The following is a 22,462-nucleotide window of genomic DNA, read 5'->3' as shown; positions in this document are numbered from 1 at the left end:
GCGAAGTGAGCGCAGTCATTGATGCTTCGACTCTGTTGGCTGCGCTCATCGACGACGGCGATGACGGCCGGTGGGCGCTTGAGCAGCTCGCACAGCAACCGATGGCCGCACCTGAGCTGCTGCCCGCCGAGACGTCGAACATCCTGCGCCGTCTGGAACTCTCGCACGAGATAACACGACTCGAAGCGACGGCATCCCAGCGTGAGCTCACCCGATTCGGCTTCGACCTCTACCCGTTTGGCCCGTTCGCCGATCGCGTCTGGGAGCTTCGCTTCAATTTCACCGCCTACGACGCGTGGTACGTCGCCCTCGCGGAGAGGCTCGACTGGCCGCTCGCCACGCTCGACCGCAAGGCAGCAAGAGCCAGCGGATCGCGCTGTGAATTCCGGGTCCCGCCGTGGCCCGAACCGGCTGCCTGACAGCGGAAGCTGGGCGGCCCCGATTCCAACCGGCTTGCACGACCCGGGCGTAGCGCGTTCGCGACTTGTCACACCCCAGCGCGAGGCTGGCGACCATGGGCAGGCAACTGACTGAACTCATCGAGGCCGCGCCGTGGCGCGAGGCCGTGACCTATCGGGACACGTGGCCGCACGAGTACGTGCTGAGCGAGAAGGACGACCAGCGGGACCTGCTCGCGGCGGTCTGCGCCCGGTTCCACGCTGGCGAGGGCGTCACGGGGCGCTTCTTCCGGATGACGAACACGTATCTGTTCGTCGGCGATTACAAGTACTGGCTGATGACTGACTACCGCAAGATCAACCCGCTTGCCGGCGAGGACAACTACGTCATCAACCGAGCCCGCCTGTACCGCGACCAGCGAGACTTCGTGATCCAGCCCGGCGACACCGGCCGCCACGACAACTACCCATTGTCCCCTGCTGTGCAGCCCATCGGCTGAAGAGGAGCGCCCACATGGCAAGCGACCACTCACTCCTGGCTCACCTAGTACCAAAGTTGACACGCGGCGTCGAGGACGCGGTAACCGACGCACTCGCCTTCATTCTCAACGAGTCCAAGCCGTGCCGTGATGCCCTTGTCGACATGGTGAGCGTCGGCGACCGTCGGCTGGCGTCGGTTGCGAACGCTAGGACGCAGGTGGTCGCCTCGGAGGGCGAGCGGTTGGATCTCGTCGCGTACGACACGGCCGGCTCGAACCGACTCATTATCGAGTCGAAGTTCTGGGCGCCGTTGCAGGACGGGCAAGCGAGACGCTATGTCGGGCACCTAGCCGACGATGGTCTCGCCGTACTGCTGTTCGTGGCCCCCGAGGTCCGCCATGAGACGCTCTGGGTCAAGATCGCACGACAGTTCGAGCATCCATCGGAGTTGAAGCTCGGCTCGACCCGCCAAGTAGGAAACATGATCGTCGCTGATGTCGTCAACGGCGACAAGCGAATCGCGTTGATGGGCTGGGACACGCTGCTTGCTGGTCTGACGAACGCTGACTCCTCGATGGATGCGAATCTCCAGCAGTTGCATTGCTTGGCACTCGCTCAGGACGAGGCGGCCTTTGCGCCACTGCATGCCGAGGATCTCAATGCGACAGTTCCCCGTCGGCTCATGGCCTTCAATCGGCTCGTTGACGGCGTTGCGAGCCGGGGTGCTGGCGAAGGCTGGATGACGAACAAGGGTCTGAGAGCGGTGCCGGGGCGCGACGGCTATCTGCGGTTTATCGGCTTCTGCGACACCGACGGCGAACGGTTGATTGAGCTCGCGTTGTACGTCAGTCTGAAGCGTTGGGCTGATCTCGGCACTACGCCGCTCTGGCTGCGGATCTGGCATAAGCAGGCGATCGATCTTGTAGATCTGAAGCACCGGCTCGCAGAGCCTGGCTGGCTGCCAGCGTGGAGCGAACCGAATTGGCTGTGGGTGCCGATCGAATTGCCATTGGGCGTCGAATACGAGGACACGCTCGATTCGGCTACGGCTCAGGTCAAGCGAGTCCGCGACATCGTGGTCGAGATGGCCTAGCCACCTGCATCGGTGGCCGTCCTCACACTGGTGCTAGCTGGCCGGAAAGGCTCGCTACTGATCCGGCCGTGAACTTTCGGAACGCGAAGATGCGGGAGCACTTGGTCGAACCGCCGAGTCTGAGGCCGGTCGGGGCCGATGCCGCTGCGAGGCTCATCCCCTTGGGCAAGGATGGCGGGATGAGTTTGTTGTCGTTTGAGCTGCCTTCGTTGGAGACGATTGAGCTGGAGCCTGATGGGGAGACGCTTCGGGTTTGGTTGAACCGGCCGGAGTCGCGCAATGCGCACAACCAGTTGATGATCCGCGAGGTGGGGGACTTGTTCTTGGCGTTGAACGGGCAGACGCAGCATCGGGTGGTGGTGCTCGGTGGGCGGGGGAAGTCGTTCTGCGCCGGTGCTGATCGCAAGGAGCAGCCGCCGTCGGCCGCGAACGACCGCGAGGCCCGATACATCAACCAACTGGGGCGACGGGCCGCCCGGGCCATCGAGGATTGCGAGGTCGTGACCATCGCTCGAGTGCATGGGCATGCCATCGGCGGCGGGTGCTGCTTCGCTACGAGCTGCGACTTTCGCATCAGCGAAGCCGGTGCGATGTGGTACGTGCCCGAGGTGGAGCTGGGCGTGCCGCTGCCGTGGGGTGCCACGCCCCGACTGATCGCAGAACTGGGCATGTCACGTGCGCGCCAGTTCGTGATGACCAGCGAGCGCATCGACGGGCGGCGGGCCGCCGAATGGGGGTTGGCACACGAAGTGTGCGACGGCGATGATGAGCTGGATGCGGCTGTCGAGCGGTGGGTGGCGCGCTTACTCGACCTGCCGTCGCTATCGGTGCAGATGGCCAAACACCAGCTGCGCGGTTACGCCCAGGTCACCCGGCTCGGTGACCTCTCCGAGTTCGATGGCGATGCCTCGGCCCGGTCCATCGTCAGCGAGGATGCCCAGGCCCGCTTCGGCACGTTCTAGCTGCGGGCGCCGGTTCCGCCGCAGCCTCTGCTGCGGGCATGAGACTCGTTCAGACTCAGCTGCGGGCGTCGATCTTGTCGTAGGCCTTCTTCATCGCCTGATAGCCCTCGACGGCGCGGGGGATGCCGCCGTAGATGGTCATCTGCACCATGATCTCTTCGATCTCGGCGCGCGTCAGCCCGTGGTTGAGGCCCGCCGGCACATGGAACGCCAGCTCATCGGTGCGGCTCAGCACCGTGAGAATCGCGATGACCACGATGCTGCGATCACGTCGTGACAGCTCGACCCGCGACCAGAGGTCGCCGAACGCCCAGTGATAGGCGATGCGCCCGACCTCGCCGAGGTGCTCGACGAGGCGAGCCATGTCCTCGGAGGGATCACTCGACGCGCGGCCGGCGGTGAGCGTTCCCCGCACCTCAGCAGCGCGTCGCTCCCGCTCATCGTCGTCGAGCTCAGCGGCGCCCGAACGCTCGGGGAGCCGGTCGACTCCATCGAGTTGGCGGAATCGATCATCGACGACTCGGGACGCCGCCATTGCCATCGGGAAGCCGGCGTAGGCGGCCACCTGGATCAGGACCTCTTCGATCTCGGTGCGCGTCAGGCCGTGATTGAGCCCGACCTCGGTGTGCAGCGACAGCTCCTCGCTTGAACCGATCGTGGCGAGAACGGTGATCACGATCAGGCTGCGGTCGCGCCGCGACAGCTCGGGCCGCGACCACACGTCGCCCATCACCACGTCGAAGGCAAACGTGCCCAGAGCGCCGAGACGCCGGGTCATCGACCGCTGCGCCCGCTCGGGGTCGACTTCCCCATTGGTGAATCGCTCGTATACCTCGAATGCGGCGGCCCGCCGCTCGGCGTGCGTTCGTGGTCCCGTCGTCGACATCGTTAGCTCCCTGTGCCGGGTTGTCTTCGTGTCAGCGCCCGCCATCATCGCCGCGATCGCGCCTGTCGTGCCCGGCTCGCAAGCGTGCAACAGCGGGCCGCTGTCAGGAGCGGGAGTCTCGTGCGATTAGAGCTCGCCGGGCTCTTTACCGGGCAGGTACGTCACCGGCAGGTTCGTGAGGCGCCGCACCCGTGACGGCAGGTCGGCGCCGACCAGTCGTGATGCTCCCGCCGGCAGGGTCGACAGGATGATGCCGTCGAAGCTGGAACGCGACAGCACCGCCTGGATCGCCCGCAGCGGATCAGGGTCGCCGAGCTCGCCGGTCGCGGCGTAGGACGCGGCTGCGATCTTCGCAAGCTGGGCGTCGAGACGCTTCTGCGCCTGCTCCATGCCCAGCGTGTCGGGCCCCAGGTAGTCCGCAGCAGGCACGTGCTCGGACGGTATCCCCGTCACGGGGTCGGCCGCGAGCATCGAGAGCCGGCGCGCCCGCGCATAGCTCTTCGAATGCGTCATCGGCACCAGCAGGTGGAACTCGCACGGGCCGTGGGAATTCAGCCGGTCGATCTCGGCAACGACCTCGCCGGTGCCCAGCGTCTGGTTGGCCACGATGAGCCAGCGCGTCACCTCCACATCGGGCGCGCCGGGCGTCAGGCCAGGCCGCATCCGGTCGACGCGGAACGCCACCCGCAGCTTGATGCGGTAGAGGGCGATCTCGCCTTCCACGATCATCACGTCGCGCTCTTCGACGTGGGCCACCGACAGATCGCGGATCGTCTTGGTGGCCTCGGCAACTCCTCGACGTGCCGCATCCTCCCAAGAAATCCGGCTCGCCGCGACCAGCGTGATGACCTTCTCGACAGCGTTGCGGTTGCGCTGAGGTGATTCGTTCAAAGTGGCGACCTGTTCGGTGTGGGGCTCGTTCCTGCGAGCGATCCAGTGTGCTCCGGTGGGGCAGACTGTAGGGCACACCACGTTCGTGCGGCACACAGCGCGCCGCCGGGGGAGAATCCAATGAGCAGCGTCTACAACGTGATCGAGCTGATCGGCACCAGCGAGGAGTCGTGGGAGAAGGCGACGCAGAACGCCATCACCGAGGCCTCGAAGACCCTGCGAGATCTGCGGGTAGCCGAGGTTGTCGAGCAGGACGTCGTGATCGAGGGCGGCGCGATCGCAGCCTTCCGTACCAAGGTGCGGCTGTCGTTCAAGCACGAGTCGCCTTGAGTCCTACGGGTTCTCTCCCGCCCGACCTCGTGTGCAGCCATAGCGACGTGATGTGGTCGAGCGCGGCCCAGGGCCGCATGGCTGCAGGCCGCACCCTTCGATGACCGCGCGCGGTCTCGACGGCATCCGTGTCGTCGAGCTGGGACAGATGGTGGCGGCGCCGTGGACGGCCAAGCTGCTCGCCGACTTGGGCGCCGAGGTCATCAAGGTGGAGCCGCCAGCGGGCGACGCCGCTCGCCGTCGCGGGCCGTTCGCTGCTGACGGTGAGTACACCGACACCGAAGTCATCACCGATGCCAGCCCTCGTGCCGGTTCGGGGCTGACGGGCGGTCTGTTCGCCGCCATCAACACGAACAAGCGCAGCGTCGTGGCCGACCTCTCCCGGCCCGAGGGCCGCTCGTCGCTGGACCGGTTGCTCGCAGGTGCAGACCTGTTCATCCACGACCTGGCGCCGGGTACTGCAGCAGCTCACGATCTGACGGCTGCACCGCTGAGGGCACAGCATCCGTCGCTGGTGACGCTGTCGATCACGCCGTTCGGGCAGACCGGTCCGTATGCGGACTGGCGAGCGACCGAACTGCAGGTGGTGCACGGCGGTGGCTGGGGCTGGCTCACCCCCGGCTGCGTGCAGGACGCCGAGCTGCCTCCGCTGAAGCCCCACGGCCACCAAGCTGCCTTCCAATCGGGTTTCGCGGCGGCGTGCGCCTCGCTCGCCGCTGTCGACCGGGCACTGCGCACCGGCCATGGCGAGCACATCGACTTCGCACAGATGTCCTACGTGGTCGGGATGCTGGAAGCAGCGTTCATCAGCTGGTCGTACCGGGGCGAGAACCCCAGCCGCCTCGGTGCCCGCATCCTCAACCCGTGGGGGATCTTCCCGACCAGCGACGGGCACATCTTTCTCGTGTGCGTCGAAGCCGACCAGTGGGAGCGCCTGAAGGACTTCATGGGCCGGCCGGAGTGGGCCGACATGGACATCTTCGAGACGCTCGAAGGTCGCTTCGAGAACGAAGACCTGCTGCGCATGTGGCTCGGCGAGTGGATCGCTGCGCAGCCGGTGACGGAGCTGTTTCATCGAGGCCAGGCAGAGCGCCTGGCGTTCGCCCCCGTGAACACCGTGGCGCAGATGGCCGCCGACCCGCACCTGGCGGCCCGTGACTTCCTCGTCACCTACGACCAGCCGGGACTGGGCGACATCACCGTTCCGGGCGCTCCGTCACGGCTGACCAACTCGTGGTGGTCCATCCGCCGACCGGCGCCGTCGCTAGGCGAGCACAGCGGTGCTTCATTCGCCGCAGCCGACACCGCCACGGCAGCACCGTCAGCACCCGCACCTTCGGCCGTAGCGTCGGGCCGCCCGCTCGACGGCGTCACGGTGGCGGACTTCACCTGGGTCTGGGCGGGTCCCTACTGCACGCTGCACCTGGCACACCTCGGCGCCACGGTGATCAAGGTGGAGTCGTCGGCCCGGCCGGATCTCGGCCGCCGTCTGCCGACGCAGTCGGGCCGCCACACACCGACGCTCGACACCAACGGCTACTTCAACCAGTACGGCCAAGGCAAGCAGAGCATCACCATCGACATGGGCACTGCGGAGGGCCGCGCGCTGGCGAAGCGCTTGGCGCTGTCGTGCGACCTGGTGGTATCCAACTACGCCACCGGCGTCATGGACGAATGGGGTCTCGGCTACGAGGCGCTGGCCGCAGAGCGTCCCGACGTGATCGTGGGTGCCATCAGCGGCTATGGCCACCAGGGGCCGTACCGGTCGTACATGGGCTACGGGCCGACGACCGGGCCGCTGTCGGGCCTCGCATCGATGACCGGCTATCCCGGGACGGATGCAGACGAGCTCGGCGTGTCGCTCGGCGACCCGGCTGCCGGGATTGCCACGGCGTACGCGCTGGTCGCTGCGCTGGTGGCGCGGCGACGCACCGGCGAGGGTCAGTTCATCGACACGTCGATGTGGGAGGCCACCACGGCGTGCACCGTCGAGGGCTGGATGGAATGGGTGATGCGGGGCACGCAGCCGGATCCGATGGGCAACCTCGACCCCCTGTGGTCTCCGCACAACCTGTATCGCTGTGCGGGCAACGACGACTGGATTGCCGTTTGCTGCGTCGACGAAGCCGAGTGGACCGCGCTGGCGAGAATCACCGGCATCGACCCCGACGATGAACGATTCGCCACAGCCGCCGACCGCAAGGCCAATGAGGCCGAGCTCGACAAGCTCATCGGCGCGTGGACCCGTGAGCGTGACCAGTGGGACATCACCGAGCTGCTGCAGGCCGCCGGCGTGCCCGCCTTCCCGTCGCTCAGCTCACGCTCGCTCGAGGTCAACCCGCACCTCGCCGAGCGCGGGCTGATCGAGCGCCTGGATCACCCGGTCGTGGGCCAGATGAGCCACGTCGGCATCCCGTGGCTGCTCACTGACGGCACCAACGGCGTGCGCGCGCCCGCTCCCACGCTCGGCCAGCACACGCACGAGGTGCTCACCGGCCTGCTCGGGCTCAACCCCGACGAGATCGCAGCGCTCGAAGCGGCAGGAGCCCTGCGCTGAGCCCTACGCCGGCCAGTCGGTGAGGGTGACGACGTCGAATGTCGCGCCGACAGGGTCGGTCACTGTGGCCATACGGCCCGGACCCCAGTCGAAGGGCGGCACGATCACGTTGCCGCCGTTGGCCGTCGCCGCAGCGCAGGCGGCATCGACGTCGGCCACCCCGAAGCTGACCCGCCAGTGCGGCGGCACACCGGGAGGCAATGGAGCTACCGAGGTGCTCGCCACCGGGTCTCCGTCGAGCGTGAAGACAGTCGGAGAGTCGGGCACGCCGTCCATCGTTCCCGCTTCCCAGCCGAACAGCTCGCAGTAGAAGGCCTCTGCGGTTTCGTTGTCGTGCGTGGCGACCTCGGCCCACGTGAACGCACCCGGGGCATTCACGATGCCCGCACCGATCGCGGTAATCGGCGTCCACGTGCAGAACACGGCTCCTGTCGGGTCGACAGCGATGACCATGCGGCCGGCGGCGTCCGGACCCGGCTCGGGCACGTCGATGGCCGGCCGCATGACCGCTCCGCCGGCCGCCGCAACCTGACCGGCGAACTGGTCGGCATCGTCCACGGTGACGTAAACGTTCCAGCAAGGCGGCACACCTTCGCTGAGCATCTCGGGGGGCATGTCGAACACTCCGGCGGCCGGGTGCCCGTCCACCACAGCCATGACGTAGTTGATCTCGCCGGTGGGGTCGCGCTCGTACTCCCAACCCATGACCGCCCCGTAGAAGTCGATGGCGCCCTCCACGTCGGTGGTCGCCAAGTCGACCCACGAGGGCGTCCCGGCCCGGTGGCTGTCTCGTACTGGCATGTCTTCCGTCTCTCTTCGCTGATGTCGCCGTGTCGTTCTCGTCGGTCGGTTTCGGTCAGTCGGCCTCGGGGGCTGCGAGGGCACGCCGCATCGCGATGGCGGTGAGCTCCTGAGCCTCGTGTGCTTGATCCAGGAAGCGGGTCATGCCGAAGAAACCGTGGAACTGGCCGGGGTATTCGATGAGCGTGGTGGGCACTCCGGCATCGGCGAGCTTCTGCGCGTACTCGACGCCCTCGTCCCGCAGCGGATCGTGACCGGCCACGATGACCAATGCAGGCGCCGCGCCCGACGGGTCGTCGACTGCGAGCGGGGCTGCGTACGGGTTGCTGCGCTCTGACGGCGGGCAGTAATGATCGTCGAACCACGCCATCGTGTCGCGTGTCAGCAGGTAGCCCTCGGCGTTGGCGATCATCGAATGGGTGTCGCGGTCGAAGTCGGTGACCGGGTAGATGAGCACCTGCAGCACCGGTTGGCCGCAAGCGTTGCCATTCGCTGCGCCGTCGCGGCACATGAGCGCCACGGCGGCGGCGAGATTGCCGCCGGCGCTGTCGCCGCCGATCGCCACCCGTGTCGGATCGACGCCCAGCTCGCTGGCATTGTCGATCACCCACTGCGTGGCAGCGCAGCAGTCATCAGCCGGCGCTGGAAACGGATCCTCGGGTGCGAGCCGGTAATCCACCGACACCGTCGCCACTCCGGCCAGCATCGTGAGCGCCCGGCACGTGCGGTCGTGAGTCTCGATGCTGCCGACCACCCAGCCGCCGCCATGGAAATACACGAGACAGCCGAGCACGCCGCTTGCGTCGGCAGTGGCCGCGCCGTCGCCGGGTCGGTAGATGCGCACGGCGATCTCGTTGCCGTCGGGGCCGGGAATCGTCCGGTCCTCCGTGGAGGCAACCTCGACGAACTCGCCAGCGGGCGGCATTTCCTCGAAGCCCGCTCGGGCACGCTCGAAGCCGACATCTTGGAATGACGGTCGGCCCAGGGCGTTCAGCTGGTCGATGACTTGGGATGCTTCTGCTTCAAGTGTCACGGCGCGCAGCATATGAGGCGGGGCGGGAGCCTCGCGGGGCCGTTTGGGGCCCAGCGTCCGCCGGTGCCCAACCTCCCGCTGCCGTACTCTGATGCGGGCACGGCCGAGTGCGGAAGTGGCAGCGATGACGGGGGCACGACATGGGTGATCTGCTGATTTCAGGCGGCACATTGATCGACGGCACGGGCGCTGAGCCGCGCCGGGCCGACGTGCTGATCTCCGACGGCGTGATTGCCGAGATCGGCGAGTCGCCCGGCGAGCTCGCGGGCCGCCGGGTCGACCGCACGATCGATGCTGAGGGCCATGCGGTCACACCCGGGTTCATCGACGTGCACACCCACATGGACGCACAGATCGCCTGGGATCCCATGGGCGAAAGCTCCTGCTTCCACGGCGTAACCACAGCGGTGATGGGCAACTGCGGCTTCACGCTGGCGCCCGCCCGCGCCGATGCCCGCCACCTCGTGGTGCGCAACCTCGAGCGGGCCGAGGACATCTCCGCCGAAGCCATGGCAGCAGGCATCGACTGGACGTGGGAGACCTTCCCCGAATACCTCGACTTCGTGGATGCAACTCCCAAGGGCATCAACTACGCCGGCTACTTGGGGCACTCGGCGCTGCGCACGTGGGCTATGGGCGAAGCTGCATTCGACCGCGGCGCCAACGACGACGAGCTCGCGCTGATGCTGCAGCAGCTGCGCGACTCGCTGCGTGCCGGCGCCATCGGCTTCACCACTTCCATCTCCTACAACCATGAGACCGCCGACGACCGCCCAGTTGCCTCGCGCCTGGCGGAATGGTCGGAGATCGATGCGTTGGTCAGCGAGATGGGCGTCATGGGCGCTGGCATCTTCGAGCTGGCCAATCACGGCGATCTGCGCTCACGCGACACCGAACGGAACGACGCCTATGTCGCCAAGATCGTCGAGCTGGGCGCCCGTACCCGGGTGCCGATCACCTACGGCATGCTCGCCCCCTCCAGCGAGGATCACCACTGGAAGCCGGTGATCAAGCTGCTCGACGGCATCAACGCTGCCGGCGGCACTTCGTGGGGGCAGGCGCATTCCCGCTGCCTGGGCACGCTGCTGTCGTTCAAGACCTCGCTGCCGTTCGATGCTCTGCCGCTGTGGCGCGAGGTGCGCGCCGACTCTCGTGGCGAGCAGTGGTCGGCGCTCCGAGACCCCGAGATCCGGGCTCGGCTGGTGGACGAGGCTGAGAATGGCGACTATGGCAGGGCCCTCGGGCCCGAAGCCCGCAAGCCGATCTGGTCGCACATCTACCCGTTGACGCAGCCGCTGCCGCCGTTCCGCACTATGGACGTGATCGCTGCCGAGCGTGGTACGACGCCGATGGAAGCGTTCGTCGATCTTGCGCTTGACAGCGATCTGGAGATGTTCTTCGTCCAGGCCCTCGCCAATCAGGACCAGGATCTGGTGCTGCACTTGTTGAAGCACCCCCGGGCGATCCCGACGTTTTCCGACAGCGGTGCGCATGTCACCCAGATCATGGACTCGTCGCTGCAGACTCACCTGCTGGGCCACTGGGTGCGTGACCGCCAGGAGTTCACGCTGGAAGACGCCGTGCACCGAATCACGCAGCTGCCCGCGACGGCATGGGGTTTCGACGATCGTGGCGTGCTCGAAGTGGGCAAGGCGGCTGACGTGAACGTGTTCGATCCCGACACGGTGTCACCAGACATGCCTGTGCTGGTGCACGACCTGCCGGCGGGCGCTCCGCGCCTGCGCCAAACGGCCACGGGCTTCGCGGCCACCATTGTGAATGGCGAAGTCATCACCGAGCACGGCAAGGTGACCGGCGCCGTGCCGGGTCAGCTCCTGCGAGGCCCGCTGGCCCGCTGAACAGCCCTGCTGGGCGTTCTCGCCGATTGGGCGAGCTGGCAACTGGACTTGCCTAGGACTCGGCTGCGTTCAGGTTCTCGCGTTTCTCGGTGACGCCCGGGTTGGGGCGGTTGCCGACATACGCGCTGCCGTAGTTGGGCTCGCTTGACCATTCGATGCTGTCCAACGCGCTCGCAAGCCCGCGACGTGCGTCTTTCCATGCCGCGACCAAGCGGTCCTCAGCGTCGTAGTCGAAGGGATCGCCGAGCCGCTGCTCGATCGCCCCGCCGCGTTCCGGCGGGTTCTCAAGCAGCCAGCGGGCGGCGGCCCGCCACGCATCGACAGGCGCCAGCACGTCGTGGTAGCCGAGATCCCGCACCGTCGGACCGATGTCGAGCACCCGGTGCGTGGTGGACCAACTGCCCACCAGCGGCCGCGACGGTGCTGCCAGGTCGTACGGCAACGACACCAGTTCCCAGCTATGGCCGAGCTCGTCCGCCACGACCTCGGCGATCTGGGCGATTGACAGTGCTGACGAATCGGCCACGTTGTAGATGCCGCCGAGCGCGGCGGCAGGCGCATCGCACGCCAGCAGCGTGGCGTGGGCGGCATTGCCGATCCATCCCTGGCTCTTCACAGTCAAGCCCCCATCGGCCACCACGAGGTGCGGCCGCCGGTCCAGTGCCCGCCGCACCAGCGGCCACTCACGTGGCAGTGGCTGGCGCGGGCCGTAGAGCTGCGGGTAGCGCAGGTGGATCGCACTGGGGTGGTGCTCGAAAACGGCGTCTTCAGTGACCCGAATCATCCGCAGCTTGCGGAACTCCTCGCCGTCGCCGACCAACGGCGCGCCGTACGGCAGCGGCACCGGCATGCCGAGCGGGAACAGGTCGTCGGGGCTGCCGAAGCCCTGGTACACGCCGACACCGCCGATCGACACAAAATGGCCGCAGCGTCCCGCCAGCAGCGGCGCCAGCATCCGCAGCCGCCCGTACATGGCCACGACGAGATCGAACGACTCACCGCCGAGCGCTGCGGCGGTGGCCTCGCCGTCGAAGGGGTCGGTGTAGATGCGGCGGACTTCGGGGCCGATCAGGTCGGTCTGGTGCCGTCCGGTGTGCAGGATGGTCACGTCGTAGCCGCGTTCGATCAGCCCGTTGACGACGAGTGGCCCGGTCGGGCCGGTTCCCCCGACCACCAGCGCTGCGCGGTGCGACGTCACCGGATCATTGTGCCGTCTCGTCTGGAACGATTCTGAGCCGCCGGTTCGAGTGTGCTCAAGGCGAGGTAATGCCGCGGCGCGGCGTGTAGCTTCATACGGACCACATTTCGCATTGACACGATGAGACCAGGGGGATGCTGTGGCGACCAAGGCTGGAGAGCGTCTGGACTTCGACGGCGGCGTACAGGTCATCGTCACCAAGGGCGGTGAAGCTGACATTTCCGCGTCGTCCGGCGGCGAGGGACTGAAGGTCGGCAAGCGCTACCAAGACGAGGATTCCGGTATCGAGGTGCTCGTCACCAAGCCGGGCGCAGTGACCTTGCAGTGCAACGGCAAGGACATGGCGCTGCAGGAGCCCAAGAAGACCAAGTCGGCCGATTAGGGGAAACCTGCGCCGGCCACCCGAGGGGGTGGTGGCACCCTGAAACGCATCGAGCACACACTGCGAGGCGGCGCGTTGGACCGCGCCGCGGCGCGTGCACTCGCTGATCTGTGCGCGTCGGTGCGCGAGGCGCGCGAGACGGCGGTACTGGTGCTGCGCAACGAGCCCGGCAGCGACTTCTGCTCGGGCATCGGCTTTGACCCACTGGAGCTGCAGCCCGACCCGGCGTCGGCATTGGCCGCCGTTCGAAGCCCGGTGGTCTGTGCCATTTCGGGCCAATGCACTGGCGCGGGACTCGAGATCGCGCTGGCCTGCGATGTCCGCCTGTGCGATTCGAGTGCTCGATTCGCGATGCGCGATGCGCTGGAGGGCCGGCTGCCGGCGTGGGGCGGCACCCAGCGGCTGCCTCGTGCGGTCGGTGCTTCGCGGGCGAGTTCGATGCTGTTGCTGGGCACCGAGGTGGACGCGGCGACAGCGTTGGAGTGGGGGCTGACGCACGCCGTCGAGGCCGACCTGGACGAGGCGGTGGATCGCTGGCTCGACGAGCTGACCGGTGCAGGGCCATTGGCGCTGGAGTTCGCCAAGGAAGCCGTGCACCGAGGCTCGGAGCTGCCGCTGGCCGACGGCCTGCGCCTCGAAGGCGACCTGAACCACCAGCTCGCAGCGACCGAGGACCGCGCCGAGGGCCTCGCCGCCTTCTTCGACAAGCGCCCGCCTGACTTCTCAGGGCGTTAGCCGTGAGAAGCATCAGACACAGTTCAGGGCGTTAGCCATGAGTGATTGGCTGCCGCCGGGCCTGTTCGCATATGGCACCGAGCTAGCAGCTGCCGTCGACCGACGACTGGGCACCGGCGTGGTGGGCGACTCCCAGAGCTGGATCGAGATGCCCCGCCGGGTCGGGACTACCGACGTGCCGAGCCGACCAGTTGCGTGGGGTGATGGCGCGCTGTGCGTCGACCTCGGACCCGACGACGCGGAGACCTGGGAACGCTTCGCCGATGTGCACCGCGGCGAGTCCAATCCAGAAGCCGTCGCGGTTGCGGCCCAGGAGTGGCGCTTGCCGGTGACGCCCTACCGCCCGCTTCCCGTTGCGTCCACCCGGCGGGGTGCGATCTCAGCATCCGGCACGCCGCCGACAATGTCCGGCATCGACCTCGGCGCGTCCGGCGCGGCACGGGCCTCATCCGGCATTGGCAGTGTCAACGTGGTGGACCTGACCTCGATGTGGGCCGGGCCGCTCTGCACTGAGTTGCTGGGCCGCGCGGGCGCAGACGTGCGCAAGGTCAGCTCTGCGGCACGGCCTGACGGCCTGGCGGGCACGGCGATGTACGACGAGCTGAACGCACACAAGACCGCGGTCGAGCTTGACCCCCGGCACCCGGCAGGCCGCCGGAGCCTCGACGAGCTCTTGGCGACGGCAGACCTTCTGGTTACCTCCCTCTCTCCGCGGGCGCTCGGCAACCTGGACCTGCTGCCCTCGCAACTGTGTGCCCGCCATCCGCGGCTGCGCACCTTGGCGATCACTGCGTTCGAGCCGGACTCGCCGGAGCGCGACTGGATCGCCTACGGCACCGGCGTCCACGCCGCCTCGGGCCTCGGTTTGCTGGGCGACGAGCCGCGGACGCCCGCGTTTTCCTACCCCGATCCGCTTGCCGGACTGCTGGCGGCAGGCATCGCGGTGGATCAGCTCGCGGGCGTCGCACCCCAGCACACACGTGTGTCGCTGGCGGGTGCCATTACGCCGCTCGCCTCTCGGGCAACCTGCAGCAGCGCCGCGAACGCCGCGACCCATGCGGCAGCGTCTGATGGTGGCCAACATGCTTGAAGTTGGCGACGTCGGCGGATCGAATGTCTGCGAACCACTCGTTACCGGCTCCGGTGGTGATCGGCATGGCTGAGCGAGTACGGCTGGTGTTCGGCCATGACGGCGTGGCCACGATCACGCTGTGCCACCCGCCGCTCAACATCTACGACTTGGATATGCGCGACGGGCTCATCGAGGCGATCACGGCTGTCCGCGACGTGCCCGACGTGCGCTGCGTGGTGCTCGCCGCCGATGGCAAGCACTTCAGCGCCGGCGCCGACCTGTCCGAGTTCGGCACGGCCGATTCGATCTTCGACGCCCGGCGGATCCGCTGGGACCGCGATCCGTGGCTGCCGCTGGTGAACCTGCCGGTGCCCACCCTGTGCGCGCTGCACGGTTACGCGCTCGGCTCGGGCCTGGAGATGTCGCTGCTGTGCGATCTGCGCATCGCGAGCGAGGACTCGGTGATGGGCCTGCCAGAAACCAAGCTCGGCATGCTGCCCGCAGCGGGCGGCACGCAGAGCCTCACCGCAGCCATCGGACCTGTGGCAGCCCTGCCGCTGGTGCTCAGCGGCGTCAACATCGACGCAGCCGAAGCTCACCGGCTCGGCATCGTCTGTGAGGTCGTGCCGACCGATGATCTCGAGAGTCGCACCGTGGAGCTCGCAGGCCAGCTCGCTCGTATCGATCAGCCAGTGGCGCGGGCGCTGCGCCGCTGCCAACGCGCCGCAAACGACCTCCCGCTCAGCGACGGCTTGGCCGTCGAGCGCCGCTGGGCCCACCTCGTCGCTGCTGGCGAGATACAGGCGCCATAGCTGCGGAGGCGGCAGGAAACTCTGCGACGTTGCGACCTGCTGGATCGCTGGAGCAGAGGGTGCTGCCGCCTCCGCAGCGGGCGCACTCGTTCGGGCGGCCTGTCAGCGGGAGACGACGCAGAACTCCGAGCCTTCGGGGTCGGCCATGACGGTGGCCCGGAACCCGAGGTGGCCGGCGACCTCGGCGGCTGCGGGAACGAGAACAGTTGCACCGAGCGCCACCAGCCGAGCGACTTCGGTATCCATTTCACCGGTGAACAGATCCAGATGCGCACGCAGCTTGGCCGTCTTGGCCTCGGGCACGCGCTGGATGGTCAGGTGGTTCAGCATCCGGCCGCCGCCGGCTTCCGACAGCGTGATGTAGGGACGCCCGTTGCCGACCCGCGTGTTGAAGCCGATGGCGGCTTGCCAGAAGTCGGCGATGCGCTCCGGGTCGGTGCAGTCGATCGTCACCCCGACAGCCCGCAGCTGCGGACCAGCTTCGGCGTCGTCGCCTGTCGTCCCGTCAGACGTCGCAGCGGCCGATTCGCTCATGACAGCGGAAACTACTGCACCCGTTCGGTGCCCTCTGCGGCGGGCAACGCGGGATCGCAGACAAAGCGGATGGCAGGAATCTCGACATCCTCCAGCGACACCGAGCAGCTCACCACCCAGTACGGATCCAGCAGCGGCTGCCCCCAAGCGGCCGCATCGAACGCCTCGATACGGGCCGCCAACCGCTCGACACGCGACGGCTCGTGATGCGTCTCGACCTGAACGAGACGGAGTCCCAGCGGCGTGTGCGCCAGGTTCATCGAGCCGACGTGCTGGAGATCGCCCACCGACAGCGGATCGGGGTCGAGGGCGCTGACCGACAGCATCACCCCGTTGCCCCTGCCGCCCCCGCCGTCGTGCCCCTTACCCCTGCCGTCGCTGCCGCCCCCGCCGATGTTGGATTCCGCTGACACCCGCAGGCCGACCTCGTCGTAGTGCCGTCGCAGCGAGACATCGGCGTGACGGGCCGGAAAGCCGAACTGGGTCTGCAGGCCCTGGACGGCGCTCGCCGTGGAAGCGGCTGCGCCGGTGCAGAACGTCCGGGCCCGGGCGCCGCTGCGGCACACCACGCGGACGAACGCTGCGCTGAACGCCCCCCATGGGCTTTCGGTCACGTCCCACGCCTGCAGCGACATTGCAGGCGGCACGATCGGGTGCAATCCCGGCGGCAGCACTGCTTCCCGTGCCGGGCGCCGCAGCTCGGCGACCAGCGACAGGCCTGTCACCCCGCCCAGCCGCACCGCTTCCGTGCCGAAAGCAGTGATCTCGGGAGCGCCGCCGGCCAACTCGTCGACCGAAGCCGTTCCCGAGATCATCGGTTCGCTCCGGCAGGCATCGTCGAGGGTGCAGGTGAGCCAGATGCGCCGACGTCGGGAACGGTGGTCGGTGCCTCCACGCGCGCAGCCCGCTCGGCCGGAGTCTGGAACTGCGGGATGACCTCGGTTGCGAACAGCCGCAGGCTGTCGAGCACCTGCTCCTGGGGGATCATCTCCATGGCATTGAGCAGGAAGTTGATGCCGGTCACGCCGACGTCGTCCCACTTGCGGATAGTCCGCACGAGATGGTCGGGGTCGCCGATGCCGACGCCTTCGGGCAAGCCCTTGGCCACGCTCGGGTCGTCAGCGGGTGCGCTTCCATTCGGGGTCCCGCGGCTGCGAAGCGCGGCACCGGCATTGCCCAGTGTCTGGTACGCCCGCGTCGGGTACGCCTCGCGGGTGAAGTACAGGTGCGCGTTCGACATGCTGAATGCGCCCACCATCGGCAGGCCCAGCGCCGCTGCTTGGCGATAGTCCTCGTGGCAGTACAAGAAGTTGAGCGTGTGGACCTGGTCATTCACGAAGCTGCCCACCGGATCGCAATTCGCCACGCGGCGGTAGTACTCCTTCGTACGGCGTTCCTGCTCGGCAAACGGAGCGGCGCTCACCCCCAGGCAGCCCAGCCCTCGCTCGGCAGCGTCCAGCTCGGTGCCCGGCGTGGTCACCGTCACCCACATCGGCGGGTGCGGCTCCTGGAACGGCTTGGGGATGACGTTGCGGGCGGGCATCTCGAAACGGGCGCCTTCCCAGCCGAAGTCATCGTCGGTCCACATCTGCGGGATCACCCGACAGAACTCGTCCCACGTCTTCTTCGTGTCGTCGGGATCGGCGCAGAATCCGCCGAGCTCGGTCCACGTGCTCGACCTAGCTGTGCCCAGCTCCAGGCGGCCATTCGAGATGATGTCGAGCGCGGCCGCCCGCTCGGCAACCCGGATCGGGTTGTTCATCTCGGGCACGCACACCACCGCACCGTGGCCCACCCGGATGCGTTGGGTCTGCGCGGCGACGGCCGTCAGGAACACCTCGGGCGCGGGGCAGTGCGAATACTCCTCGAGGAAGTGATGCTCCACCGCCCAGACGTGGTCGAACCCCAGCTCGTCGGCCACCCGGCACTGCTCGAGCGCGTTGTGGTACGTCAGCCACTCGTTGGCTCGGCTGAATGGCCGCGGCACCGACAGCTCGTAGAAGATCCCGAACTTCATCGCCACGTTCTATCGCGGCGCCGCCCAACGATGACGGTCGAGGCGACACCGAACGAAGAGGGTCCTGTTCAGTCGATGGATCCTCGTGGGACGATCCACTCGCATTGTTGGCCAGTCACTGACGCGATGAGGTCGAAATCAGCGTCGTAGTGCAGCACAGTGAGATGCTCGATCTCCGCGGCGGCTGCGATCAGCAGGTCTGGGATCGGTCGCCCTCGCAGCCCGCGTTCTGCGAGCAGGCGCTGCGTCTGGCGTGCTCGACGCATGTGTTCGGCCGATGTCTCGATCAAGTGCAGCTCGCCGACGCCGCTCGCCAGGGTCTCCCATTCGTCGATGTTGCGGGCTGAGAAGCCGATCTCGAGGTCGCTGATGCCTGCACGTGCTGCATGTCCGGCGACGACCAGCGGCTCGGCCACAGCACGAACCGCATCATGGGACAGCCTGGTCAGCGCACTGGTGTCAAGCAGGTGCGTTAGCGCCACGCGCGCTCACGGTCGTCAAACTCGAAACTTGCAAGAGTGTCAAGCGCCGCCGCGACCCGCTCGCCCCGAGCGGCGCATGCAGCACGCAGCGCAGTGTTGACCGTGGCCTTGATGGTGTCGGTGCCCAGTTCGGTGCGGGCCGCTGAGAGGATCTCCTCATCGAGGTCGATCAGGTGCTTTCCCATGACTCGGAGTATATACATTGCCAAATGGATATATACCCGATCAGTGTGCCCGCGCGTTGGGCCGGCGAGGAGCCCGAGATCGTCATCATGTCGGAGGCCGTCGCCGACACGGTCACAGCCTGATCCCGCCGGTCCTTGAAAACGGCTCGTGTTGGGGCGGCCCGCCTTTGTACTTTCGCCCGATGTTCCGTGAAGCGGCACGCCGTAGAGCTCGATCGACTCGCTGCCGCGGGGATCATCGAAGTGACCAACGGCTGACCAGACATGCGAAAGCCCCGGCTCCCGTCCTAGTCGACTTGCCTTGCGGCAAGTCCTCGGCCTGGCACTCCGGGACTTACGTCTTCCCACCGGAATAGCACCGGGGGCACGCTCAATATAGGCCACTCAGGCTCAGAGGTCCCTCAGACATCGAAGACGACGACTGATCTGCCGCTCACGGTACAGACTCAGCGCGCAGCGCCGACGTGGTGCGGTAGCCGCCGAACGCGAAAGACTCGCCATCGTCTCCGCGTAGGTAATCTGGCTGCGTTGTGTCGGTGCTCGGCGCGCCTCGAAGCGGTGCCAATGAGGCGCGTAAGGCGCGAGAGCGCATCCGGCGGTGCCAGAGAATCGGCGAGGGGCCATGACGCAGCGACTCTCGACGGAACGCAGCCCGGTCCATCACGTTGTGCTGGTCACCGATGGGCTTGACCTGTTCGACCACGACAATCTCGAAACGCTCTACGAGGCGGGTTGCACCGATACCAGCATCGGTCACCGCACTGTCGAGTTCGACCGCGAAGCCCCGACTCGCTGGGATGCCATCCAGCAGGCAATTCGAGACGTGAGTGCGGTTTCCGGACTGCGAGTCGTCGATGTCCGCGACAGCATGGACGCCATACCCGCCGCACCGACAGATCACGCGCTCGCCTAGCGCTCGCAGCCGGTTGCGCACCCGACGGAGGGCATGACATGGCACAGGTCGTTATCGTCAGAGAGGGCGATGGCAGCGAGGACTGGCTGGCCGAGGGCGACATCGGCGAGTGCGCCTACTTCGCCAATGCCGCCACGCTCGCTGAACTCGAGGCCATGATTCGAGAGGCCGCCGACCTAGCCGGCGCAGAATCCGAGATCGTCATCGTGTCGGAGAACATCGCAGACACAACCACAGCCTGACCCCATCGGCCTAGGACCTGCAGTCTGTGAGCCTGGACCAACGCCTCACCGAAGCAGCCGAACGCGAAGGACTCGCCATCGTCTCCGCATGAGCCGGCCTTGGCACTCGGCTCTTTCGTAGCTGGGCTTGATGATGTTCATCGGTCAGTCATAGGCCTGCTCTGACTCGGAAGAGTGCATTCGCTCGGTTCGGCGCCGCCGCATTCGCTGTTGCGCCTCTTGCACTACTTGCACCTCTTGGCGCCTTTGCCGCTCCTCTTCGCGCTGTCGCGCGCGGTTCAGGTCGTCGCAGAGTTCGTAGGCGGCTTCGATCTGGTCTGCTGCCACGCCCAGCGCGCCGCCGAGGTGTTCGACGATGACGGCCGTCTCTTCTTCGCTGAGCGAGATCGGCTGGCCGTATGTGCCCGCGTCGAGTAGTCGGGCAATGGGGTTGTATCTCTCACTCACGGCGCGTCCTTCTGCTTCTCCTCGGTGGGCCGCTCCAGTCTGGTGCGGGACTCTTGGGCGTCGAATCGGTCCCTGTCAACGCTGGCTAGCCGTTCCGGTGCGCTCCATGATGCCGCCCTGAGGATGGAATGTGTGTCCTCGGCAATGCGCGGTGAACCTCTTTGGCTCTTGAGCAGGCACTGGGGGATCCCGCCCTACGTCAGCAGCACATCTAGCGGGCCGTTGAAGGTGCGGCTGGCTCGGCCCAGTTGGTGGGACTGGGCTCGTCGCTGGGAGGCGAAGCCTGTCCGCTTCTGTCTGAACCCCAGCACTGGGCAGTGCCGTCACGACGTATGCCACACGAGTGATAGCCGCCCGCAGCGACGGATGCGAATACGCCGCTGGGCGGCGACGCCTGCCCGCGATCGTTGCTGCCCCAGCATCGAATCGCCCCGTCGGCTCGCAGCGCACACGCGTGGTAATTGCCAGTCGTGACGTCCACGTACGCACCATCAGGCGGCGACGCCTGCCCGCGATCGTTGCTGCCCCAGCACTCGATGGTGCCACTGGCGCGTAGCCCGCACGTGTAATCGGCGCCAGCGGAGACTGCGGCGAACCCACCGCCAGGCGGCGACGCGCCGCCATCTGTATCCGTGCCCCAGCATTCAAGAGTTCCGTCGGCGCGCAGGCCACACGAATGAAAGAACCCTGCTGAGACCGCCGCGAACACGGTGCCCGGCCGCGGCTCTAGCCCGTGACGGTAGGGGCCACCCTCCCAGCACTCAACCGCACCATTCGCTCGGAGGCCGCAAGAGTCTGCGGTACCAACTGAGACTGCTGCGAACACGCCGCCCGGCAGTCGCTCCTGCCCGTGGGAATCTCCCCAGCACTCAACCGCACCATCAGCGCGCAGGCCGCATGAGCTTGAACTCCCAGCCGAGACTGCAGCGAATTCGCCACCCGGAGGCGACGCCTGCCCGTCGAAGTCATCCCCCCAGCACAGGACGGCACCTTCGGTGCTCAACCCGCACGAGTGATCCCACCCGGCATCAATTGAGACAAATCGGACGCGACTTGGCGGAGATGGCAGGCCAGCGCGGTTGTCGCCCCAACACTCGATGTGACCGCCGGTACGCAACCCGCACGAGAGTCCGCCTCCGGCGGACACTGCGGTGAACTTGCCGTCGGGAGGTGATGCCTGCCCCGCGTCGTTGTCTCCCCAACACTGGATCGCACTGTCAGTGCGCAGCCCGCACGCATGGCTGTCACCAGCGGAGACTGAGGCGAACTGGCCGCTGGGCGGAGAGGTGTATCCGTAGTCGTCCCGGCCCCAACATTCGACAGCACCGCTCGGGCGCAATCCGCAGGTTCGATGCCATCCAGCCGACACCGCCGAAAATTCACCCCGAGGCGCTTCTACGGCACCGAACATCTCGGATCCCCAGCACTCGACTTGACCCCCAGTACGCAGGCCACACCAATGGAGGCCACCAGAAGTGACCGAAGAGAACACACCGCGGGGCGGCGACGCATCGTCCCGGGCTTCAGCACCCCAGCACCGGACTGTGTCATCGATGCGCACCCCGCAGACAGCACCGCCGACATCAATCGAGACGAACAGGTCGCTAGGCGGCGAAGCCGGCTCACTGCCATTGAGGCCGTGACTGTCGCGGCCCCAACACTCGACAGTGCCATCGGTGCGTAACCCGCACGTGGCGTCCCTGTATGCGTCGACGGCGGTGAACTGGCCGCTGGGTGGCGACGCCTGCCCAGAATAATTGTGGCCCCAGCAGCGAATCGAGCCATCGCTGTGTAATCCGCACCAATGGCCTGCCCCTGCCGCAACTGAAGTGAATCCACCAGCCGATGACGGCCCGCCAGCACCACGGAGCGACTCCCCACGCTCAGATCCCTCTGCGCGCTCAGAAGTTATGGCCGACTCGCCGAGCCGCGGCACCGCGGCATCTTCGGAACAGCCCGCCAACAAGCACAGTGACAGTACAGTCAGAGCCCACCGGCGCCCCCATGTCATCGAACCGGTCGCTCAGCGACTCTGAGAGGCCCGGACAGGTCGTCGGTCGGACCGGGTTGAGCGCAGACAGCCGGCGATGGACTCCAGCGACGTGACCGCGTTGCCCCCGATTCAATGCCGAATTGAGTGTCGTCCTTCTGCC

The 22,462-nt window shown here is 67.2% G+C and carries 25 protein-coding genes; 13 read left to right on the top strand and 12 right to left on the bottom strand.

Features of this window, described 5'->3' with window-relative positions:
• Positions 1-5: 5 nt before the first annotated feature.
• The 4 genes from ACOGXD_RS03370 (at position 6) to ACOGXD_RS03355 (ending at position 2,933) form a co-directional block, all read left to right on the top strand.
• Positions 6-419 carry a type II toxin-antitoxin system VapC family toxin gene (locus tag ACOGXD_RS03370; protein WP_419916514.1) on the top strand — a complete coding sequence of 138 codons (414 nt, stop codon included), beginning with the start codon at positions 6-8 and terminating at the stop codon, positions 417-419.
• Between the two features lie 95 nt (positions 420-514).
• On the top strand, positions 515-898 hold the full coding sequence (locus tag ACOGXD_RS03365) for a hypothetical protein (RefSeq protein WP_419916513.1): 384 nt from the start codon (positions 515-517) through the stop codon (positions 896-898).
• 14 nt (positions 899-912) lie between these two features.
• Entirely contained in the window at positions 913-1,971 is a 1,059-nt protein-coding gene (locus ACOGXD_RS03360; protein WP_419916512.1) for a PD-(D/E)XK nuclease family protein, read from the top strand.
• 179 nt (positions 1,972-2,150) lie between these two features.
• Positions 2,151-2,933: an enoyl-CoA hydratase/isomerase family protein gene (locus ACOGXD_RS03355; RefSeq protein WP_419916511.1), complete on the top strand. Its 783-nt coding sequence runs from the start codon at positions 2,151-2,153 to the stop codon at positions 2,931-2,933.
• A 55-nt stretch (positions 2,934-2,988) separates the two neighbouring features.
• Here ACOGXD_RS03355 and ACOGXD_RS03350 read toward each other — a convergent pair whose 3' ends face one another.
• The gene (locus ACOGXD_RS03350; protein WP_419916510.1) at positions 2,989-3,819 is read right to left on the bottom strand and encodes a carboxymuconolactone decarboxylase family protein; all 831 of its coding nucleotides are present in this window, start codon (positions 3,817-3,819) and stop codon (positions 2,989-2,991) included.
• Between the two features lie 126 nt (positions 3,820-3,945).
• On the bottom strand, positions 3,946-4,710 hold the full coding sequence (locus tag ACOGXD_RS03345) for a dodecin family protein (protein ID WP_419855488.1): 765 nt from the start codon (positions 4,708-4,710) through the stop codon (positions 3,946-3,948).
• 120 nt (positions 4,711-4,830) lie between these two features.
• Between ACOGXD_RS03345 and ACOGXD_RS03340 the strand changes: the two genes are divergently transcribed.
• Together ACOGXD_RS03340 and ACOGXD_RS03335 are read left to right on the top strand one after the other, a co-directional pair.
• Positions 4,831-5,040: a dodecin family protein gene (locus ACOGXD_RS03340; RefSeq protein ID WP_419855489.1), complete on the top strand. Its 210-nt coding sequence runs from the start codon at positions 4,831-4,833 to the stop codon at positions 5,038-5,040.
• Positions 5,041-5,140: 100 nt separating this feature from the next.
• On the top strand, positions 5,141-7,597 hold the full coding sequence (locus tag ACOGXD_RS03335) for a CaiB/BaiF CoA transferase family protein (RefSeq protein WP_419916509.1): 2,457 nt from the start codon (positions 5,141-5,143) through the stop codon (positions 7,595-7,597).
• Positions 7,598-7,600: 3 nt separating this feature from the next.
• On the opposite strand, the gene ACOGXD_RS03330 is transcribed toward ACOGXD_RS03335, so the two are convergent.
• Positions 7,601-8,398 carry a VOC family protein gene (locus ACOGXD_RS03330; protein ID WP_419916508.1) on the bottom strand — a complete coding sequence of 266 codons (798 nt, stop codon included), beginning with the start codon at positions 8,396-8,398 and terminating at the stop codon, positions 7,601-7,603.
• Between the two features lie 55 nt (positions 8,399-8,453).
• On the bottom strand, positions 8,454-9,431 hold the full coding sequence (locus tag ACOGXD_RS03325) for an alpha/beta hydrolase (RefSeq protein WP_419916507.1): 978 nt from the start codon (positions 9,429-9,431) through the stop codon (positions 8,454-8,456).
• 140 nt (positions 9,432-9,571) lie between these two features.
• Between ACOGXD_RS03325 and ACOGXD_RS03320 the strand changes: the two genes are divergently transcribed.
• Positions 9,572-11,290 carry an N-acyl-D-amino-acid deacylase family protein gene (locus ACOGXD_RS03320; protein ID WP_419916506.1) on the top strand — a complete coding sequence of 573 codons (1,719 nt, stop codon included), beginning with the start codon at positions 9,572-9,574 and terminating at the stop codon, positions 11,288-11,290.
• A 52-nt stretch (positions 11,291-11,342) separates the two neighbouring features.
• Here ACOGXD_RS03320 and ACOGXD_RS03315 read toward each other — a convergent pair whose 3' ends face one another.
• Entirely contained in the window at positions 11,343-12,488 is a 1,146-nt protein-coding gene (locus tag ACOGXD_RS03315) for a hypothetical protein (RefSeq protein ID WP_419916505.1), read from the bottom strand.
• Positions 12,489-12,627: 139 nt separating this feature from the next.
• Here ACOGXD_RS03315 and ACOGXD_RS03310 point away from each other — a divergent pair, with 139 nt between their 5' ends.
• The 4 genes from ACOGXD_RS03310 (at position 12,628) to ACOGXD_RS03295 (ending at position 15,489) form a co-directional block, all read left to right on the top strand.
• Positions 12,628-12,870: a hypothetical protein gene (locus tag ACOGXD_RS03310; RefSeq protein ID WP_419855495.1), complete on the top strand. Its 243-nt coding sequence runs from the start codon at positions 12,628-12,630 to the stop codon at positions 12,868-12,870.
• Between the two features lie 75 nt (positions 12,871-12,945).
• Positions 12,946-13,605: an enoyl-CoA hydratase/isomerase family protein gene (locus ACOGXD_RS03305; protein ID WP_419916504.1), complete on the top strand. Its 660-nt coding sequence runs from the start codon at positions 12,946-12,948 to the stop codon at positions 13,603-13,605.
• Between the two features lie 37 nt (positions 13,606-13,642).
• Positions 13,643-14,695, top strand: coding sequence for a CoA transferase (locus tag ACOGXD_RS03300; RefSeq protein ID WP_419916503.1), 1,053 nt, complete (start codon positions 13,643-13,645; stop codon positions 14,693-14,695).
• 23 nt (positions 14,696-14,718) lie between these two features.
• A complete protein-coding gene (locus ACOGXD_RS03295) occupies positions 14,719-15,489 on the top strand; it encodes an enoyl-CoA hydratase/isomerase family protein (RefSeq protein WP_419916502.1) in 771 nt (256 codons plus the stop codon).
• Between the two features lie 102 nt (positions 15,490-15,591).
• On the opposite strand, the gene ACOGXD_RS03290 is transcribed toward ACOGXD_RS03295, so the two are convergent.
• The 5 genes from ACOGXD_RS03290 to ACOGXD_RS03270 all read right to left on the bottom strand — a co-directional run bounded on the left by ACOGXD_RS03290 (position 15,592) and on the right by ACOGXD_RS03270 (position 18,707).
• Positions 15,592-16,023, bottom strand: coding sequence for a VOC family protein (locus ACOGXD_RS03290; RefSeq protein ID WP_419916501.1), 432 nt, complete (start codon positions 16,021-16,023; stop codon positions 15,592-15,594).
• An 11-nt stretch (positions 16,024-16,034) separates the two neighbouring features.
• Positions 16,035-16,838, bottom strand: a complete 804-nt coding sequence (locus ACOGXD_RS03285) for a hypothetical protein (protein WP_419916500.1) — start codon at positions 16,836-16,838, stop codon at positions 16,035-16,037.
• Complete coding sequence (locus tag ACOGXD_RS03280; RefSeq protein WP_419916499.1) at positions 16,835-18,040, bottom strand: LLM class flavin-dependent oxidoreductase; 1,206 nt, start codon at positions 18,038-18,040, stop codon at positions 16,835-16,837. The genes ACOGXD_RS03285 and ACOGXD_RS03280 overlap by 4 nt, the downstream gene beginning before the upstream one ends.
• A 68-nt stretch (positions 18,041-18,108) precedes the next feature.
• Positions 18,109-18,456, bottom strand: a complete 348-nt coding sequence (locus ACOGXD_RS03275) for a PIN domain nuclease (protein WP_419916498.1) — start codon at positions 18,454-18,456, stop codon at positions 18,109-18,111.
• Between the two features lie 56 nt (positions 18,457-18,512).
• Positions 18,513-18,707 carry a hypothetical protein gene (locus ACOGXD_RS03270; RefSeq protein ID WP_419916497.1) on the bottom strand — a complete coding sequence of 65 codons (195 nt, stop codon included), beginning with the start codon at positions 18,705-18,707 and terminating at the stop codon, positions 18,513-18,515.
• A 622-nt stretch (positions 18,708-19,329) separates the two neighbouring features.
• Between ACOGXD_RS03270 and ACOGXD_RS03265 the strand changes: the two genes are divergently transcribed.
• The gene (locus ACOGXD_RS03265; protein WP_419916496.1) at positions 19,330-19,620 is read left to right on the top strand and encodes a hypothetical protein; all 291 of its coding nucleotides are present in this window, start codon (positions 19,330-19,332) and stop codon (positions 19,618-19,620) included.
• A 38-nt stretch (positions 19,621-19,658) separates the two neighbouring features.
• Positions 19,659-19,862 carry a hypothetical protein gene (locus ACOGXD_RS03260; protein WP_419916495.1) on the top strand — a complete coding sequence of 68 codons (204 nt, stop codon included), beginning with the start codon at positions 19,659-19,661 and terminating at the stop codon, positions 19,860-19,862.
• 144 nt (positions 19,863-20,006) lie between these two features.
• Here ACOGXD_RS03260 and ACOGXD_RS03255 read toward each other — a convergent pair whose 3' ends face one another.
• Both ACOGXD_RS03255 and ACOGXD_RS03250 read right to left on the bottom strand, forming a co-directional pair.
• Complete coding sequence (locus tag ACOGXD_RS03255; RefSeq protein WP_419916494.1) at positions 20,007-20,309, bottom strand: hypothetical protein; 303 nt, start codon at positions 20,307-20,309, stop codon at positions 20,007-20,009.
• Between the two features lie 211 nt (positions 20,310-20,520).
• The gene (locus tag ACOGXD_RS03250) at positions 20,521-22,320 is read right to left on the bottom strand and encodes an RCC1 domain-containing protein (protein ID WP_419916493.1); all 1,800 of its coding nucleotides are present in this window, start codon (positions 22,318-22,320) and stop codon (positions 20,521-20,523) included.
• Positions 22,321-22,462: the final 142 nt, after the last annotated feature.

This window comes from Candidatus Poriferisodalis sp., from assembly GCF_965204125.1.
In the GTDB taxonomy this organism is placed as follows: domain Bacteria; phylum Actinomycetota; class Acidimicrobiia; order Acidimicrobiales; family Poriferisodalaceae; genus Poriferisodalis.
This window is presented reverse-complemented; position numbering and strand designations above follow the sequence as displayed.

Coding starts and splice junctions, on each gene's coding strand:
- ACOGXD_RS03365 (WP_419916513.1), top strand. CDS start 515: ATGGGCAGGCAACTGACTGAACTCATCGAGGCCGCGCCGTGGCGCGAG.
- ACOGXD_RS03360 (WP_419916512.1), top strand. CDS start 913: ATGGCAAGCGACCACTCACTCCTGGCTCACCTAGTACCAAAGTTGACA.
- ACOGXD_RS03290 (WP_419916501.1), bottom strand. CDS start 16,023: ATGAGCGAATCGGCCGCTGCGACGTCTGACGGGACGACAGGCGACGAC.
- ACOGXD_RS03265 (WP_419916496.1), top strand. CDS start 19,330: ATGACGCAGCGACTCTCGACGGAACGCAGCCCGGTCCATCACGTTGTG.
- ACOGXD_RS03340 (WP_419855489.1), top strand. CDS start 4,831: ATGAGCAGCGTCTACAACGTGATCGAGCTGATCGGCACCAGCGAGGAG.
- ACOGXD_RS03270 (WP_419916497.1), bottom strand. CDS start 18,707: ATGGGAAAGCACCTGATCGACCTCGATGAGGAGATCCTCTCAGCGGCC.
- ACOGXD_RS03295 (WP_419916502.1), top strand. CDS start 14,719: ATGTCTGCGAACCACTCGTTACCGGCTCCGGTGGTGATCGGCATGGCT.
- ACOGXD_RS03335 (WP_419916509.1), top strand. CDS start 5,141: ATGACCGCGCGCGGTCTCGACGGCATCCGTGTCGTCGAGCTGGGACAG.
- ACOGXD_RS03300 (WP_419916503.1), top strand. CDS start 13,643: ATGAGTGATTGGCTGCCGCCGGGCCTGTTCGCATATGGCACCGAGCTA.
- ACOGXD_RS03350 (WP_419916510.1), bottom strand. CDS start 3,819: ATGTCGACGACGGGACCACGAACGCACGCCGAGCGGCGGGCCGCCGCA.
- ACOGXD_RS03285 (WP_419916500.1), bottom strand. CDS start 16,838: ATGATCTCGGGAACGGCTTCGGTCGACGAGTTGGCCGGCGGCGCTCCC.
- ACOGXD_RS03320 (WP_419916506.1), top strand. CDS start 9,572: ATGGGTGATCTGCTGATTTCAGGCGGCACATTGATCGACGGCACGGGC.
- ACOGXD_RS03260 (WP_419916495.1), top strand. CDS start 19,659: ATGGCACAGGTCGTTATCGTCAGAGAGGGCGATGGCAGCGAGGACTGG.
- ACOGXD_RS03280 (WP_419916499.1), bottom strand. CDS start 18,040: ATGAAGTTCGGGATCTTCTACGAGCTGTCGGTGCCGCGGCCATTCAGC.
- ACOGXD_RS03355 (WP_419916511.1), top strand. CDS start 2,151: ATGAGTTTGTTGTCGTTTGAGCTGCCTTCGTTGGAGACGATTGAGCTG.
- ACOGXD_RS03250 (WP_419916493.1), bottom strand. CDS start 22,320: ATGACATGGGGGCGCCGGTGGGCTCTGACTGTACTGTCACTGTGCTTG.
- ACOGXD_RS03330 (WP_419916508.1), bottom strand. CDS start 8,398: ATGCCAGTACGAGACAGCCACCGGGCCGGGACGCCCTCGTGGGTCGAC.